Annotated in this window: 18 protein-coding genes; 7 read left to right on the top strand and 11 right to left on the bottom strand. The window is 40.7% G+C overall.

Annotation, left to right across the window (positions count from 1 at the left end; translation table 11 throughout):
• Positions 1–241 precede the first annotated feature (241 nt).
• Both ABWT76_RS09835 and ABWT76_RS09830 read right to left on the bottom strand, forming a co-directional pair.
• Complete coding sequence (locus ABWT76_RS09835; protein ID WP_072160902.1) at positions 242–2,266, bottom strand: ATP-binding protein; 2,025 nt, start codon at positions 2,264–2,266, stop codon at positions 242–244.
• A gap of 1,085 nt (positions 2,267–3,351) precedes the next feature.
• Positions 3,352–3,540, bottom strand: coding sequence for a hypothetical protein (locus ABWT76_RS09830; protein WP_354636024.1), 189 nt, complete (start codon positions 3,538–3,540; stop codon positions 3,352–3,354).
• Between the two features lie 26 nt (positions 3,541–3,566).
• Between ABWT76_RS09830 and ABWT76_RS09825 the strand changes: the two genes are divergently transcribed.
• From ABWT76_RS09825 to ABWT76_RS09805, 5 genes are all read left to right on the top strand, one after another.
• Entirely contained in the window at positions 3,567–3,953 is a 387-nt protein-coding gene (locus ABWT76_RS09825) for a DUF1232 domain-containing protein (RefSeq protein ID WP_354636023.1), read from the top strand.
• Positions 3,954–4,024: 71 nt separating this feature from the next.
• Complete coding sequence (locus ABWT76_RS09820; protein WP_354636022.1) at positions 4,025–4,951, top strand: alpha/beta hydrolase; 927 nt, start codon at positions 4,025–4,027, stop codon at positions 4,949–4,951.
• 52 nt (positions 4,952–5,003) lie between these two features.
• The gene (locus tag ABWT76_RS09815; RefSeq protein WP_082349030.1) at positions 5,004–5,588 is read left to right on the top strand and encodes a pentapeptide repeat-containing protein; all 585 of its coding nucleotides are present in this window, start codon (positions 5,004–5,006) and stop codon (positions 5,586–5,588) included.
• A gap of 98 nt (positions 5,589–5,686) precedes the next feature.
• Entirely contained in the window at positions 5,687–6,463 is a 777-nt protein-coding gene (gene fetB, locus ABWT76_RS09810; RefSeq protein WP_354636395.1) for an ABC transporter permease, read from the top strand.
• Positions 6,464–6,588: 125 nt separating this feature from the next.
• Positions 6,589–7,425, top strand: coding sequence for a hypothetical protein (locus ABWT76_RS09805; protein WP_054469360.1), 837 nt, complete (start codon positions 6,589–6,591; stop codon positions 7,423–7,425).
• 215 nt (positions 7,426–7,640) lie between these two features.
• On the opposite strand, the gene ABWT76_RS09800 is transcribed toward ABWT76_RS09805, so the two are convergent.
• Positions 7,641–7,985 (bottom strand): hypothetical protein, encoded by a 345-nt coding sequence (locus tag ABWT76_RS09800; RefSeq protein ID WP_054469358.1) that lies wholly within the window; start codon positions 7,983–7,985, stop codon positions 7,641–7,643.
• A gap of 468 nt (positions 7,986–8,453) precedes the next feature.
• On the opposite strand from ABWT76_RS09800, the gene ABWT76_RS09795 reads away from it, so the two are divergent.
• The gene (locus ABWT76_RS09795) at positions 8,454–8,675 is read left to right on the top strand and encodes a type II toxin-antitoxin system HicB family antitoxin (protein ID WP_054469357.1); all 222 of its coding nucleotides are present in this window, start codon (positions 8,454–8,456) and stop codon (positions 8,673–8,675) included.
• Positions 8,665–8,877, top strand: a complete 213-nt coding sequence (locus ABWT76_RS09790; protein ID WP_054469356.1) for a type II toxin-antitoxin system HicA family toxin — start codon at positions 8,665–8,667, stop codon at positions 8,875–8,877. Before ABWT76_RS09795 ends, ABWT76_RS09790 begins: the two co-directional genes overlap by 11 nt.
• A gap of 512 nt (positions 8,878–9,389) precedes the next feature.
• Here ABWT76_RS09790 and ABWT76_RS09785 read toward each other — a convergent pair.
• From ABWT76_RS09785 to ABWT76_RS09750, 8 genes are all read right to left on the bottom strand, one after another.
• Positions 9,390–9,881, bottom strand: coding sequence for a hypothetical protein (locus ABWT76_RS09785; RefSeq protein ID WP_054469355.1), 492 nt, complete (start codon positions 9,879–9,881; stop codon positions 9,390–9,392).
• A gap of 35 nt (positions 9,882–9,916) precedes the next feature.
• Positions 9,917–10,432: a hypothetical protein gene (locus ABWT76_RS09780; protein ID WP_054469354.1), complete on the bottom strand. Its 516-nt coding sequence runs from the start codon at positions 10,430–10,432 to the stop codon at positions 9,917–9,919.
• A gap of 335 nt (positions 10,433–10,767) precedes the next feature.
• Positions 10,768–11,034, bottom strand: a complete 267-nt coding sequence (locus ABWT76_RS09775) for a MafI family immunity protein (RefSeq protein ID WP_054469353.1) — start codon at positions 11,032–11,034, stop codon at positions 10,768–10,770.
• A 121-nt stretch (positions 11,035–11,155) separates the two neighbouring features.
• Positions 11,156–12,007, bottom strand: a complete 852-nt coding sequence (locus tag ABWT76_RS09770) for a hypothetical protein (protein ID WP_054469352.1) — start codon at positions 12,005–12,007, stop codon at positions 11,156–11,158.
• A gap of 6 nt (positions 12,008–12,013) precedes the next feature.
• Complete coding sequence (locus tag ABWT76_RS09765) at positions 12,014–12,235, bottom strand: hypothetical protein (RefSeq protein WP_054469351.1); 222 nt, start codon at positions 12,233–12,235, stop codon at positions 12,014–12,016.
• 31 nt (positions 12,236–12,266) lie between these two features.
• Complete coding sequence (locus ABWT76_RS09760) at positions 12,267–14,333, bottom strand: FtsK/SpoIIIE domain-containing protein (RefSeq protein ID WP_054469350.1); 2,067 nt, start codon at positions 14,331–14,333, stop codon at positions 12,267–12,269.
• A 279-nt stretch (positions 14,334–14,612) separates the two neighbouring features.
• Positions 14,613–15,014, bottom strand: coding sequence for a hypothetical protein (locus ABWT76_RS09755; RefSeq protein ID WP_156331999.1), 402 nt, complete (start codon positions 15,012–15,014; stop codon positions 14,613–14,615).
• Complete coding sequence (locus tag ABWT76_RS09750) at positions 15,011–16,990, bottom strand: HEAT repeat domain-containing protein (RefSeq protein WP_354636021.1); 1,980 nt, start codon at positions 16,988–16,990, stop codon at positions 15,011–15,013. Before ABWT76_RS09750 ends, ABWT76_RS09755 begins: the two co-directional genes overlap by 4 nt.
• Positions 16,991–17,505 lie beyond the last annotated feature (515 nt).

Below are 17,505 nucleotides of genomic sequence, written 5' to 3'. Positions count from 1 at the left end.
GGGCAACAACCAACAACTAATAATACCATTTACAAAAATTCATGCAGCAGTAGAGGCGCGGGGCGACCACCGCCTTTTCTGTCGCCCCTACTAAGGCCATTCCAGGCTCCAGCCTGGGAACTATCTCGTAATTGTAGCAATAATTTTTCAAATTGGTATAACTAATAACCAAAGAATCCTTACCCAAAGAATCCCTACCCAAAGAATCCCTACCCAACAACAAATAACCAACCACTATATATCAGCGATCGCTTTTTTTGGGATCGGGGACTACCGCAGGCATGGTAAATGTAAAAGTGGAGCCAACATTGAGCTCGCTTTCCACGGTAATGGTTCCAGACATCATCTGACAAAAACGTTGACTGATCGATAAACCTAGTCCGGTTCCGCCATATCTGCGGGTGGTGGAATTATCTGCTTGAGTAAATGGGTCAAACACTTTATGCAGATGTTCTGGAGTCATGCCAATGCCGGTATCTTTCATCGCAAAAATCACGATTTCCGAGACTTCTTGATTAGGGATATGTGGCGGTTCAGATGTTGTTTCATATGTTGCTGCCGATGTTGTTTCAGTTTCGGTATTTCTGAGCAAATCATCCCCCTGGATGGGAACAGAATTATTTAAATTATCTAGGAGTTTTTCGGGAGGTTTATTAATTGTTTCCCCTGAAGGCGATCGCCTTACGGTAAAAGTAATTTGACCGGCGTGGGTAAATTTGGTGGCATTACTAAGCAGATTTAAAAGTACCTGTTTAACCTTAGTGCGATCGGCGATCATCACGCCCAAAGGATTAGCACAATCAACGGTCAAGGTATTATTATTTTCTGCCAGCATTGGTTGAATGGTTATGGTCAACTCTTCAATCAAAGCCGCCACATCAAACTTTTGTAATTGCAAAGTCATTTCCCCGGATTCAATCTTAGAAATATCCAGAATATCCGTAATTAAAGATAGCAAATGCAGACCAGATTGCTTAATTTGTTGTAAATCAGGAATAAAATCACTATAGCCATAGTCTTTGGCGTCTTCTTCTAATAACTGACTATAGCCAATAATTGCATTTAACGGAGTTCTTAATTCGTGACTCATACTAGCCAAAAAAGCACTTTTGGCTTGGTTGGCGGCTTCCGCTGCTTCTTTGGCTTGTTCTAACTCAACCTGGGCTAATTTACTGTCCGTAATATCCCGCACAATCGCCAGCACATCATCATCATCACTCACCACTAATCGCGCTTCAAAATATCGTCTACGTCCTTCAATAAACCATTCATACTCAAAAATTTGTAGGCCATCGCTTTCTACGGCTTTATTCACATAATGTAAATAAAGTTTAGCAATTTCTGGGGGCAAGACATCATATACAGTTTTATTTAAAAATTCTCCAGCGGGTTTCAGGATAGTGTCACCTCTGCCCCCTTTAAAATCCATAAAAGTGCCATCTGCATGAAATTGAAACATTAAATCGGGAATTGCATTGATCAAAGCCCGATTTTTACTTTCACTTTGTCTGAGATACTCGGTTTGTTTCTCCCAGCTTTCTATTAATTCTTGCAGTTGGCTGGTCATCCGATTAAAAGCATTAGCTAATACCGCTAATTCATCTTGAGTATTAATTTCAATTTTGTAGTCTAAATCGCCGTCAGCAATTCGCTTGGTTGCCGCCTTCATTTTTTGCAGGGGTTCAGTAATTGAACGGCTGAATAATAGTGAAATTAACGTACCCGCACTCGCGGCGATCGCGGCCACAAAAATGCCGCGATCGCGGATTGCCGCCATTTTTTGATTCAGGGGTTGAGTTGACAGACCAACACTCACAGCCCCTAAGCGCTGTTGCTGATTTTCCACCACTTTTCCGGCCAAAAGGCGATCGGACTGCCACTGATAAATAGTTCCCTGACGATTAAGCAGCATCACCCCAAAAGGATCCGGATGAGTCTGAGGAAGTAAAACCAAATCGTGAGCATCAGCCACCACTCGTCCCCCTTGGTCATAGATGCGACCGACCACCAACAAATTATCCGCACCAAGCTGCTGCATCATCTCTTTGAGAAAGTCCGCATCTCCCACGGAAAGAGCATTACTGGTCGTCACTTCCAGGGTATTGAGCAAAATATTTGCTTGTTGTTCTAACTCTAACTTAAAGGTTTGTTGCTGTTGGTGCAGAGAGATGCCAGTAACACTGGCGACTGTCACCATCACCAAACCAGTCATTGCCAAGGTCAATTTGGTTGCCAGCGACCCTTGTATCCTCTTAAATCTGCCCATCCAACCTCACCATAATTATCTGTTTAATTATCTGTTTCTAACTGATGCAAACAACTCAAGCATGGTGGCAATGTCCTCTGGATTAGGACAGTTGTCAAGCTGATTTGTCTGCTTAAACTTCTGGATCACTTTTTTCTTTTTGCGGTTTGATTAATCCCGATCCGTATAGTTTTGAGCATAGCTTTGACCTTTTCCAGCTTCGCCGTTTCAATATCTACCGCACTAATGTCACTTACAGGGGATTGAGGGTTCAAACCCAGTGCAACTTGCAACGACCCATAATTCGTGATGCAGCCCCGCGTAAAACCTGTCTGGATCATGTCTTATCTAAAAATGAGAAATTGTTTAATTTTTTTGAGAGTTAAAAGATTTTGTGAAGATTGAATGAAGTTTTAGTAAAGTTGCCGATCCCCCGATCAATATTTGCATCAGGTACATCAGCAATGCCCGGATATAGCTGGATTCAGGGATTTGAATCGATTTTCACGAATGGACTGGCTTTCTAGATCCTGTAGGAGTCATGTAGGAGTTATGTAGGAGTCATCTAGGAGTCATGTATGAGTCATGTATGAGTCGTGTATGAGTCATGTATGAATCATGTATGAATCATGTAGGAAATCGATCATTTCGTCCGGTTAGGGTGAGAATTGGCCAATATTTAGATCCGATCTGATTTTGAGCGTGCAGCCGCAAACAGCAAGAGAGAGAAACCTAGTTTTGATCGACATTTTACACTGCGATTGCCCTCCGATGATTTTCTGCTGATTTTCTGCCAAATGGCAACGGTCAGAATACTTAAGTAGACCTCTGGCAAAATTCCGGATCGCTCCCCCAACCCCCCTTGATACCCCCTTAATCCCCCCGATCAAAGGGGGTATCAAGGGGGCTTTTTAGAATCAAAGCAAGAAGTCTATTATAGAATACTTAAGTATATTATAAAATATTATAAACGCAACGAACAACGAAAACTGATGAGATTAAATTCCTCATTCAAAATAAAAATAGGACAAAAGCCAGAGTCATTAGTCAGAGTCATTGGCTTAACCCCAAGTTTATATATTCCCAGAAATCTCAAATACCATAACCTAATTTGAGGATTTGTTTCCCTGTCCCGCGAAACGAGCCGGTTTTTTTTGCGCGATCGCCCCTGGAACTGGGACATAATTCTCCAAACCCTTGGGCAAACCACCGACTGAAACCGAGACAACCCAGGAATTACCAGCCCTGGAGGCGATCGCCCATCTATTTATCTGCCCACAGGAGGATCTAGCCAAGTCAGATTGACTTCGGCGGGGGAATTTTGCGCTACGATATAATTCAGTCAACCATCAATCTGAGCAAAATTGTCCTGATTATCCTTTCTCTGCTTATGAAGTTCCCGGTTCAGTGGATTTATAACTTACATCGCACCGCTTTGCACCATCCAAAATATCGCTGGGTGGTAATTTTTGGCACCTTATTTTATCTCCTAAGTCCCCTAGATATATCCCCGGACTTAATCCCACTTTTAGGGCAAATCGATGATATTGCTCTGGTGATGTTATTAGTCACCGGCTTATCGGAAATGTTTACCCAATTCTTACAGGGAAATTCGCAAACATTCATTGAAAAAGACGATGCTAAAAGCAATAAATCTCAAGAGCCAGCAAATCAAACTATCGACGTAAAAGCGGTTTCCATTGATTGATTTGCTCCCTAAATTAACTCCTGACTATGTAGTCAATTCTTGACGTTAATTAAAGATGTGGAAAAATCACCATGACCATTTCAGCAACGCAGCAACATCCAAATAAACATTATACTTGGCATAATTATCGTTGTGCTTATCAAATTGTGGGAGAACCCCAGACAAACGCCTGTCAGACTCCACTCCTATTAATTCATCCCATTGGGGTGGGATTATCGGGCAAATTTTGGCAACGATTTTGTCAGAGTTGGCAAGAAAAAGGATATAAAAATCCGATTTATAATCCTGATTTACTTGGCTGTGGGGACAGTGCTATGCCCCATTTAGCCTATTATCCGATTGATTGGGCTGAACAATTAAACTATTTTATTGAAACCGTGATTCAACAGCCGGTTATTTTAGTCGTACAAGGGGCATTATTTCCCGTAGCGATTAAGTTAGTTGGCTTACAGAATCAATCGAATACTGGTACAAACTGGGTAAAAAAATTAGTCCTCAGTGGGCCTCCTCCTTGGCCATTGATGACTAAAGAAAAGTCGAGTATCCAGCAAAAATTGCAGTGGAATTTATTTTTTGACTCTCTGGTGGGTAACGGATTTTATCGTTATGCGCGATCGCGCAAGTTTCTAAGTTCATTTTCTACTAAGCGACTTTTTGCTTATGCTGAAGCGGTTGATGAGGAATGGTTAAAAGCTTTGAGTGACGGGGCAAAAGATATGGCTAGTCGCTATGCGGTGTTTTCTTTTTTGGCTGGGTTTTGGCGCGAAAATTATCAGGAACAAATTGCGGCAATTCAGCAACCTACTCTGGTAGTCATGGGGGAAAAAGCCTCTAGTATTAGCAAGGAAGGCAAAGAGGAAACCGCCGATCAAAGATTAGCGGAATATTTAAAGTATTTGCCCAATGGAGAAGGCTTGAAAATGAGTGGCCGAAATGTGTTGCCTTATGAGTCAACCCATGAGTTTGTTGAGGCGATCGCGCCATTTATCCATCGGTAAAAATAGGCAAAATATAGGCAAAATATAGGCAAAAAATCATTCGGTGAACATAATGAAATTGAAAATATTGGCTACCTCTGTATTTTGGTTAGTTTTTGGTTGCTTCAGCAGTCCCAGTCAAGCCCAGAATCAACAATTAGTGCAAAAATTACTAGAAACTAAAGAATGTCGAAATTGTGACTTATTTGGAGTTTCTCTAACCAATGCTAATCTAACTCGTGCTATTTTAGGTGAAGCGATTTTAACCACCGCTGATTTAAGTGGGGCAAACCTGACCAGTGCATTTCTGAGACAGGCATCTTTAAGATATACTAACTTGAGTAATGCCACGTTAATTCAGGCTAATTTAAGTAATGCTATTTTAAGTCTAGCTAGTTTAAATAATGCTAACTTAAATCGAGCGGATCTCAGAAGTGCTTATTTATTTGATGCCAACCTCACTGGGGCTAATTTAAGTGGGGCAAATTTAAGTCGGGCTAATTTGTTAGCTGCCGACCTGACCGGGGCAAATTTGCAAGGGGCTTTGTTATTTGAAGCCAATTTGAAAAATGCGGATTTAACTAATGCCAATTTAAGCGGGGCAAACCTTTGTAATGCTACGATGCCCGATGGATCTAAGTCTGTTCAGGGTTGTTAAATTTTCAGTATTCAGCTATTAGCAATTATTGCTGATGTTTTCCTAAAATTTAAATAATTTTGGTAATTTTGTTAGAGCGCGATCGCCTCTTTACCGTCATGTATATTCAACTTGATTTTATTGATCTAGGTCTAGCATTGGGGATGATGGCGATCGCCATAATCCTTTCTTTTTGGCAAAAGTTGGGATTAGAAGGGCAACTAGCCTTAGCCAGTGCCCGCACCATAGTGCAATTGTTAGTCGTCGGTTCGGTTTTAGAAGTAATTTTTCAATGGAAAAATCCCGTCGCCGTGGTCGCAATTGTCCTGGTTATGTTAACCATTGCCGCGATCGTTGCCCGCAACCGCATTGGGAATAAAATTCCCCAGGTATTGCTGATGGTTTGGGGGTCAATTCTCACCGCCACCGTTTTAACCATGAGTTATGTAAATTTGCTCGTATTTCGGAGTAGCGAAACCTGGTTTGAACCTCAATATATTATTCCCCTCACCGGAATGGTTTTAGGCAATGCCATGAATGCGGCAGCCATATCGGGAGAACGGTTAGCCACCAGTCTAAATAATCATCAATTAGAAATAGAAACCCATCTTTGTCTCGGCGCCACTCCCGTACAGGCGATCGGGCAGTATCGCCGAGAAGCCATCAAAGCTGGACTCATTCCCACTCTCAACGCCATGATGGTCGTAGGCATTGTCACCTTACCCGGAATGATCACCGGGCAAATGCTGGCAGGGGCGGATCCACTCGATGCCGCAGCCTATCAAATATTAATTATGTTCATGCTCGGATTTGCCACGTTACTAACAGCATTACTCGTCACTCGTGGGATATGGCAACAATTTTTTAATGCAGCCGCACAACTACAAAAATTTTAGTTACTGGTTATTGGTTATTCTTTATTTTAACCGAACCACAAACAACAAATAACCAATAACAAACAACAAATAACAAATAACCAGCAACCAACAACCAACAACAAACAACCAACAACAAATAACCAATGACTAGAACAAAACGAATCAAATTCTTATCTCTCACCGTTGCCATCACAATTTCTTTACTATTAATTGGTGCCGTCCTAGTTGTGCTGGGAATTTTTAACTCATTTCTCAACTGGGATATTGTCGGCCCGCAACTGGAAAAGATTTTATATGGCATTTTTTCTACTAGCCTTGCCCTCGGTGCTTTTGGCGTTGCGATTACCGTAGTTTTAGGCATTCAAGAAATTGTGAATGTGGTCGGTTCTCTGAACCCAAATAGATTAGAAGAAGATGCGGAACTGCCGGAAGCCCCAAAGTTAACTTATGTCATGTATATGTTAGGCATGGTGGCCGGTTTAACGGTTTTAGTGGGTGGGCTTTCTTTGGTTAATCATCGGGTATTACTTCACCGCAGTGGAGTCTTTAAACGGGTTGCTGCTGAACAAATGCAAAAAGTGGAAAATCGCTTTTATCAGCAAGTGTCTTTATTAACCAAACCGCCCAAAGAAAAAGTCCCCGAAACTCTCTATGATTTAGTCGCCAATGTCCAAAAGTTATCCTTTGTTAGCGGCATGACTTTGTATATTCCCGACCCAGAAGATCCGGAAGTGATTTGGAGTTATAACCATTGGGGCAGCTACGACCCTAAACAGGGATTTTCACGATTATTTGTAGCCAAAGAATTTGAAGAAGCGATTCAACAAGCTTTACAAGGTCAACCAGAGTTACTGAATGAATTGAATAGTCGCACGGGTTTTCAATGGTATGGGGTGATTTCAAATCAGCAAGGGAAACCCATTGGAGTGATTAGAATTGATGGGAATAAAAGCGAAAATTTTCGGGATTATAGTTTATAGTAATTTGGCGAACTTGTCGGGTGGGCAAATGCCCCAATTAATAAGTTTAATGGCAGAAATAAATGCACCGCATACCCCATTAGAAAAAAACTGTCATTCCCGCCTTCGCGGGAATCCAAAGCCTATCTGCGGGAAACGAAAAGTGCAATTAATTATGTTCACCTACTTAGATAAAATTGCCGCGATCGCATAATTTGCCCACCCGACGACTGGGACTATTCCGGGGGATTTTCTTCGGGTCTTGATTGGTTCAGCAAAATGTCAATAATCCGGCGATTTTCCAATTGCATTCCCCGAATTTCTGCCTGTTGTCGCTCAATATTTGCTTGTTGTTCATCCATGCGCCGAAATAAAGCATCTCTTTCCTCTTTCGCTTCTGCGGAGACATTAGCTAAGGCTTGAATCACGCGGGCATTACTTTCTACTAGCTTTTCGATTCTTTCCATAGCTTGCTCTTGCCGTTCCATAGCGCGATCGTGCCGTTCCATAGCGATCGCATTTCTTTCGACCAGAGAGGCTAACTGGTCTAATCTTTCATCAGTCCACCGTTCGTTACTCATGGCATTTTTTGCTAAAGTTTTTCTATATTATAGCAAAAATAAACAGATTTTCAAGATTCGCGATCGCCCCCGACAATCTTTAAGTAAGAGATGTTTTTGGTCATGGAATAATATTTTTCTATGCTGTTTCATCTCTGAGTTAGGGCGAAGCATTCCGGTGACAAATTTTTTATGGTAGTTTTGTGGGTTGCGTTAGGCGGACAGTTATTTTAAAATATAGATCAGTATTAGACAAGAAAGCAAAATTCTTATGCATCCCCCTTTTTTAAGGGGGGTTGGGGGGAGCGAGATATTTATTTTGCAAGAGGTCTATTTTTAATTTCCGCGACCTTCGCACCGAATTTAATTTAAAGATGGTGCGTTACGGCTCGAATAGAATTAATTTATGATGTCCCAATGTTAATCGCGAGCCTAACACACCCTACCCTTTAAAATAGAGATATTACCCATACTTGGATTAAGACACCTATGAAGTCTCTAAATGATTACACTATTGTGACTCGTCCTGACGATAACGGCACTTTTGTCGCTTATGTTCCGGCTATTGCTGGTTGTCATGCTTGGGGACAAACCCCAGATGAAGCTAAGGCAGAATTAGTCAATGTGTTTGAGATGATTCAAGAAGAATATCAAGAACAAGGGCGTTTTTTCCCTGACGATGTAGAATTGGTGGTTGCCCATGCCAGCTAAAGCAAGTGAATTAGAGAAAGTAGCCCGAAAATTAGGATTTGAAAAAGTCCGTCAGAAAGGTAGTCATGCTCGTTGGCAACATTCAGATGGGCGATCGACGACTATACCAATTCATAGTAATGCGGAAATTGGACGTTGGCTTTTTTATCAAATTCTTAAACAATTGGGGATTACCGAGTCAGAATTTAATGAATTACGGTAAAATTATCAAAATTAATCGCGAATTTAATGCAGGATTTTGATTGGTAGGGTGCGTTAGGCGGATAGTTATTTTAAAGTATAGATTGGTATCTTTAATTTCCGCGCCTTTCGCACCACCCCAATATTTATGAAAAATCGGTGCGTTACGGCTCGAATGGGATTAATTTGTGATGCCCCAATGTTAATCGCGAGCCTAACGCACCCTACAAAAGATAAATAGCAATTAGCAAAAATTTTCGGGTCAAGGAATCGCAATATTTATACTATTATAACATAAAAGGCAGCTATATTAGGGAAAAAAGACCGATGCGAGGAGCGATCGCCCCTCAACTTTTTTTACCATAGTTTTTTTGCAGGGGCGATCGCTGCGGACATAAAGAGAATTTTACTCAACTCCCTTTGTGTTCGGCAGAGTTCTGTGGTGAATTGTCACATCAACAGTCAAACACCAAAAATTAACTCTTTAATACTACCTAGGTTTCCAAGGATTTTTCAGGAGTGACAGACGAAACACTATCCATCCCCATTTAATGACAAAATAGGCTGTAATTTTTCATCATAAAACCCATCATCGGGAGCGTAAATGATTCCCGTCAACTTAGATGCTAAGTAAGCTTCTAAGCAATCTAGCATTTCCCATCCGGCATCGGTTAAGCCATTGAAATCAATCTCAAAAGCAATTATTTGTTTAGTATTGCGGAGGTGCTGAATAATCTGATTATTTTGACTAACTCCTGGGGAATAATTCAACTTTTCTGTAATTTCTTGAATTTCCTGTTGTAACAGGCGATCGCTAACATTTCGCTGAATAATAATCGGACGTTTGCCATTTTGGTAATGTATGTGAATGGATTGCCAAGCACTTTCTGAAGTGTTGGCAACATCAGGGTTTACTGTCAAACGCGGCATTTCGTCAAAAAAGTAGCCATTTTGGATGAATTCCGAAATTTCCTGGCTGGGTAAAAATTCAGCCGACTGGCAAAAAACTCGCAAAAAATAACTCATTAGTTCCTCCGTAAATATAAGGTATAGATTTTTCCTCAATTATTTAACGTTTTAGTCTCCACATCATCCCCAGGGCGGTAGGTAATCCGACGGGCTATATCCATTTTGTCTACGAAAGTCACCGTATCATTTTCGCCCAGGGCTAGAATTTCTTCAGCAATTTTGACTCTTTCTCTGGCTTCGGGCATTCCGTTTTGAAGCATTTCTCCCACTTCAACATAATCGATACTCCCATTCGCATTATATCGAACCATATCGGGATACCTGCCTCCCAGTTCGACATTTTCCACATTTTGAAATCCCTCGTTTCCTATTGCTTGACGTGCAGCCACTTGTTCGCGGCCTCCCGGTCTTCCGGGTCTTCCTCCTTGGGCTGCGGGATTAAAATATCTTTCTTTCCAAGTCTCGAAAGATAAGATATCTTCCTGTGGTTTGCCAGCTTGATATTGATCGTATTTGTAGCGTTCATATCGCCATTCTGCTGCACCGCGATCGCTAAAATTAGGTTTTGGACTTTCTGGTGGCTGAGGAGGCCAATTAAGATTAAACATTGGTTTGCTTTCCTGAGTTATTTAGTTTCCTTTATGGTTTCCCCCATAAAAATTATGTGTTTTTGCTCTTCATCTTCTGCTAATAAAAGGTCAACGCTCGCTTCTATTCTAACGTAAAATTAGCGCAGCGACATTAGGCAAAAAAAGCAATAGTAATAGCGATCGCCCCTCAACCTTTTTTTTACCATAGTTTTTTTAAAGGGGCGATCGCTGCGGACATAAACAGAATTTTACTCAACTACCTTTGTGTTCGGCAGATTTCTGTGGTGAATTGTCACATCAACAGTCAAACACCAAAAATATAATTATTTAATTTGAATTACCATCACCGGCTATCAAGCATTTATCTGCACTTTCAGCAATTCCCAAGTTTCTCGATCCATATTCAAAACCACACCAGCTTCTTCTAATAGATTGTATGTTTTTAAATTCACGGGCAATTCGTCCGAAATCAGAATATCGCACAAAGTTTCTACAGCCAAATTCCACTCGCCAGCCTTGATATACGATTGGATAGATTCTGTTTGATTGTCTGAGAGGATATCGTTGACTAGAGCCAAAGCTTGATTCAGTTTATTTTCGACAACTTTATAGTCAAACATTTGTTTTTTCCTCTTTTATTAGACTTCTTGCTTTCATTCTAAAAAGCCCCCCTTAAAAAGGGGGGTTGGGGGGATCAATCCGTTAGTTATTTAGTTTCTTTTATCGATTAACCCATAAAAATTATGTGTTTTTTGGCTCTTCATTTTCTGCGAATAAAATTTTAACTTCTATTCTAGCCCCAGGGTATTTTTCCATAGCCGCTTTGTATATCTTCATAATTGAATTAACTTCTTTATCGGACGGCTGCTGGTAGAAATAATAAGTAATGCGACTAGGCTTTCCCTGCTTTGAGGACTCAATCGCTAAATCTTCAGCTTGAACCCTAGCTTGTTTAGCTTTATATGCTGTCTCGCGTAGCTTAAATTCTGCCACATCTTTTGCTAGGGATGGATCGAGGTATTCTTTTCTTCTGACTCCATCATACGCAGCATTACCTTGACTGTTGGTAATGTTTAGCATTTTTTTATCGTCAGCTTCTTGTTCTGCTGTTCTTGGCTCTTTCGGTCTAGTTATAACTGACGGTAAGTAGGGGCTATCAATATCTTCACTAGCCCACATTTTGCCTTCCAAGTGCCACTGCTCAAAAGATAATTCTTGCTCCACAAAATATCCCCAGTTATCACCCTTCCAAGTGTTTAAAAGATTTTTTATATCCTTATTATAATTTTCCTTGGCAGGTAATTTATCTTGTAACCCTCGTGTCCATTTATCCCAACCTTTCGCATCTTTTACCGGCAACTGTTTAACAGTCGCAACACCCCAACGGATTTGAATATCTGCCAGATTATCTCTTAAATATTCAACTTGGGTGTGGGATTCCTGACAGAGTTCTGACACTTGCGACAAGAGACAACGTAACTCATATTCAAGACACCCAGGGATTCTATTACTCAAATAAAGAATTTCCTCCATCGATTCTTGGAGTGTCACAACATTTCGCCGCCATTGTTCGATATCATCTATGAGTGTCATATTTATTTAACGCCCCCACCGCGCTCGAATTTCCTCAAGCATTTCTATAGCTGTTCTGAGTTCACTAGATACCTCCTCACAGCCATCTGCTAACATGGAAAATTTTCTCCTCAATTCGGATTGCTGGGTTTCAGGAATTGTTCTTGAATTCGCACTCACTTCTTCCAGGGATTCAAGTATTCGGTTAATCATAGCCCGGAATTTTTCAATGTCCGATTCCAAATTCATTGCAATACCTCCATTAATTACTTATTACTTATTACTTAACACAATTTTGCCAGAGGGTATCAGACACATTTACCTTTTTACCACGAGGAACTTCAATGTAAGGAGTATTCACAAACCCATTATTGTCACCACCTCCTACGTTCTTTAAAAATGCCCTACCTATCGCTTCTTTAGAGATTCGACCAGCTTGGGGAGTTTCTACAATCGATTCACTGACTGTTTCATTTACCCGAAAAACCATTCTTTCTTCACAACAATCAAGAACCTGCGGAGTAATGATGACGCTTGATGGTCTTTGGGTGCAATAAATCAGATGAAGACCAAGCTTACGACCTTTGCGGGCATATTCACTTAGTCGATTTTCGATTTGATCTTTTGACTTATCTAACTTATAGGAAGGTTGGGCAAGATCCGCCGCTTCATCAATAATCAACAGGGTACGTTCAATTTTATCCTTCTCTTCAAGCTTTTCTTTTCTTAACTGTTGAATATTTTGGACTTTATAGGTTTTCAGTAACTCCGCTCGTTTTTGATACTCGTCCGTGTAAAGTTTCTCAACTAATTGTAGACATTCTTCAATAGTTGTAATGATTTCCACATGGGTCTTGAAATATTCTTCCAAAAACTGAAAGTCAACCCCCTCCGCAAAATCAGCAATATAAATCTTGCCTTTGGGGTTGGCATAGATAAATTGGAAAATGACCCAATTTAAAAAGTTAGTTTTGCCCGCACCGGGGACACCTGCAACTAAACGATGGGGAGTTTCTGCCCAGCTTGATATTACAGGTTTTCCGGCATCATTAATCCCGATAATATATTTATCTCGGTATTTATCTGGCTCCTGCTCCAGCAGACCTTTATAATGCTTGAATAAGTCTTCAGAGTTGGCAACGGGCATATTTGTTTTCATCTCCTGATTTAAGGTATTTTTAGGAACGGCAACACGGAAAAATCCGCTAATTTCTTGGGCTGTAACCAGCTTGCTAAGAGGCTTCAAATCCACAAAGCGAGCGGGTGGTGGAGCGGAAAATTTTGCTAAAGCAGAAGAACCCCTAACCACAATATCAGATCCTCCGGGTGGATTTTGATTAGGTGCAGAATTCCCACTAATCGGCAATGAAGGTTTTGCCGTCAAACTGAGAGAACCATCTCCAAATTTAGCTAATCCGGTTTTTTTAGGTTGAATCGCTTCTCTGATTAATTTTTGGCCAAAATTTTGCCATCCTGACCACTGAATTGAATTAGCAATTTCTACTTTTTCGGTAGCTTGCAAGCTTTCTGCAAATCCAGGTTGCCCTTTGGCAATTATAATTTCACAAGGTTTGCTGTGAGCCGTTTCTTTGGTAGCGTGTTCACTAAGAGTTCGCAAGACCACAGAAGCTTCGCCGCGATTTTCTGCTAACACTTTGATACTGTATTGAAATAAATCGCTAACTGCATACAATTGCTGGTATTTTTGATATAAAGCTATGGTGGTAGACAACAGGTGATCTTTGGTGCCGGTGAGTTTATCGAGTTGAACCAGCATCTCCTGAATGGCATTTACCCACAATGATTTTTCTGATGATTTTTCTGATGGATTGTGATACTTTTGCAGGGTAATTTCTAATATTAGCCGGTTGTCTAGCCCGCTGATTACCTCCCAAACATCTAACATATCATTGTCTGAATTGGATTCTATGAAATGCGGTAAGTAGTAATGCGGTTCGATGAATTGCTGATTTTTGATGACTTCGCCAATAAATTCAACCCAGGTTAAGGGCTGAAATTGAGAAAAGTTGTTTTCTCGGTTTAGGGCAAAAAATTTACTGAATTTGCCTTTGGTAAGCAGGACGTTGACTTGCTCGATAATTTCCTCGGTTTGGCTATCTGCCAAGGGATGAATCAGCAAATAAGTTTTGAGTTCCGGGCAGTTGGGGTCAGATTTGGGGTCATAATAGTAGCGCAAGGAAACTGTTAGGTTAGAAGCAATACCGACGAGCGATCGTAAAGTTTGATCTTGCGTTGGCAGGAGTTCTTTACAAAATTGACGCCAGTCTATATTATCTTCAGCGGGCTGCTGGGGATAAATTTCAAAGCTTAGTCTATTGTGCTTCATCTTTTATTTCCAATTTCTCCAATTTTTCCAATTTTCAGAGATTTCTTGGGAAATGCGCCCCAGCCGTTTTGCTTTCTGGGGAAGTTGATAATATTCGACAAAGTTCATTATTGCCAAACCTATACACATCCCCCCAATGGCATAAATAATCCACCCGAATCCATTTACATAAAGAGCATGAGCAATTAGCGCAAATATAGCCAACCCAAATAAACAACCGAGTGCGTCTTCCATTCTAAACCTCTCTAACGTCCTGTTATTTTTCTTTATTTGCTTTGATTAATAGCATTTACTTTCTTCAACCCAGCCACTACCATACTGACTACTCATGTAGGTAGCAAATCCTTGGGCTTGTTCTAGCTTGCTAAATGAAGCGACTTGAATTTGTCCGAGTTCTTTAGCTTTTGCTTGACTCTGGGCAGTTTCAAGATCCCCACAGTGGTTGAATAAAACTTGACTCCAGTTATCATCGCTGTATTGAATAAACACCGGATACCAACAGTTATTAGCACTAGATGAACTCCCGCAACCATTCGGCTTAGGAAACCCAGTAGCATACCAAGGTGTGTTAGTTGTGTTAGTTGTGTTAGTTGTGTTAGTTGTGTTAGGTACACTGGAACTACTTGAACTAGCACCAGAATCTTGATATTGCTCGGAGTATGGGACAATTACTAAGGTCATAAATAATCAATTACTAAGGTCATAAATAATATGATCGCAACTCCAATTCCCATTCCCCATAAACCAGCCTCAAAACGTTCTTTACTTTTTTTATTTAATTTTGCTTGACCTTGATTTATTTTTGGCACAAATTGACTTTTGATATATTCTAAGTCAGGTGACAAATTTTGACACTGGTTATAAGTCTGGTATTCCGTGCTATTCAGGGCTGTTTGCTTTGGTACAGCCATAAGCTCTTTATAAAGTTCAGAATCGATACCGCGAATTTCAGATAAAGCATCTTTGAGGCTTTCCTGATAATATTTAATTTTCTTTTGATATCTTGAAGTTTCAGCAATTTGTTTTTCTAGTTGAGTAATCCAACCTCTAATATCTGATAAGTAAGCTTCCTGCTTATTTTGTAAAAATTCTTGTGCTGCCGAGGTAGACTTGGAGTAAGTCCTTGCCAGGGAATTAGCCTCGGCGATCGCGTTGGCAAAGGTAGTGGCAATAACAGATTCTTTTTCTCTGCATGACGATAGCCGCTCGTCCATCTGTGGAACAGTTAAATCCTTGAGTTCGGGTTTCTCTAAAGTGTACTCAAACAGTAATGCGTCTACTAAATTAGCTATATTTGGAACTACTCCCTTGTGTGGTTCTAATAATCTTGCGGTAGCCTTTCGCACTTGCTCTTCAGGACACAGCAGTAGTACCTTTACAAGTTTTTTAATTTTCTCTGATAATTCAGCAAATTGAATTTGGTTTATTGTTTCCACAGCTTTAATTTGCTGATTAATAATCTCATCCTCGCTGGCAGCAAGTCTTAAGTTTCTTTCGATAACTTCTTCCAAATGAGAAACCGCAGGCTCCCCAATAGCCGCTACCTGCTGCCACTGCTCACAGATAACAAAGCTTCTGGCTCGAATTGAAGGATATAACCAAGAACCAGCTTGTTTAATGGCTTGTGCTGCTGATTTTCTCCATGAGATATTATTATTGTAATTATTGCTTAAAAACTCTGTTAATAGTAGGCAATCGACGATTTGATGGTTGCTGGCACTAATCTCAGTATAATTTTTATCAAAAATCGCCAAAATTGTTTCAAGAGCTTTAATTTGATGTTGACGTAACTCATTTTCACTGGTAGTCAGCTTTAACTTTCTTTCAATCACTTCTTGCAAATGAGCCAGAGCCGGTTCACCAATAGCAACTGCTTTTTCCCATTCTTCGCAGATAACAAAGCTTCTGGATCGAATTGAAGGATCTAACCAAGAACCAGCTTGTTTAATCGCTTGAGCCGCCAAGTTTCTCAGCGGTATATCTTGATTGTAATCATTGCTTAAAAAATCCTTATCCTCTATTGTCTTATAAGCTCTTTTTTGCTCGAACTCCGTAAATTCGGCAAACTTCGAGCCAGCAATACGCAAAGCTTGTTCTTGCAACCAACGTCTTTTTCTTTCGTCATCAATTTGTAAAAAAGACCTATCTTTGTCGATCGCTAACTCAATTCCTCGTACATTTAAAAAATAAATAACATTTCCTACCAGCGTTTGATATTGCGGTAAGTTAAAATTTGCTCGAAATAATTCTTCGGTCGGCCCATACAGCCAAAACTCTAAATTTATTTCATATTCAGGAGTAACTTCATTTCTACTATCGAGTATTTGAATCCTCCCAATTTCCTGAAGCTTGCGGCCAATAATTTCATTCCGAATTCGATAGGGCGGTTCTGTCAGTGCGCCTCCCTCTAAATGTGGGATCGCATCCTGAGAAAATCCGATATTTTCAATTGCCCAAGCTGCCGCCCAGCGAGTCAAATCGCCACTAACTTCCCCTTTGCCTTTTACCTCATTGGCTACATCCCTGAGTACCTGTAAATCTTCCTCCGTATCGCAAGCAGCCAGCGCCTGCTTAATGTGTGGGTCGCGAATTCTACCTAAACCTTGCAGCGCTAAAGCCCGTATCGGTTGCTTTGCTTGGGTTTCCAAAATTTCCACAAAAGCCGGAACTGCCACTTCAGGTTGATTTTCTGCTACGGCGAAAAATAGCTCTACTTTTTCCCCTGGATTTTTTGCCTTTTCAAAACTTGCAGCCAGATCGCGCCCGTTTTTCAGATTGATAGACCCAGAAAGGTTTTCGCTTTGAGATGTCGGTTCTATGCTAGAAAAATTGTTCATGTTCTTCTTACCAGGGATAGCACCACAGGGAAACTATAATTCTCGATTTTTTTAGTCTAGTAAGTCTTATATTTCTGAGGTATAGTGCGACTCGTTATCGCACCTTACAGCGGTTTTCTTTCTTACTGAACCGCGATCTAGCACTACCTTGACCGCAGTCCATTTAATATTTGTAGGGGCGAAGCATAAAGCCTGACGGCATAGCTTCGCTTACCGGGCAGTGAACTTATCGGTTTTTACAATTAACTCTTTACCCGAATGCTTCGCCCTATTAAGTAGGTGAACATAATTAATTGCACTTTTCGTTCCCCGGCGTAAATCTTTGGATTCCCGCC

This window comes from Planktothricoides raciborskii GIHE-MW2, from assembly GCF_040564635.1.
In the GTDB taxonomy this organism is placed as follows: domain Bacteria; phylum Cyanobacteriota; class Cyanobacteriia; order Cyanobacteriales; family Laspinemataceae; genus Planktothricoides; species Planktothricoides raciborskii.
Note: the sequence above shows the minus strand (reverse complement) of the source record. Positions and strands in the feature narration are given on the sequence as shown.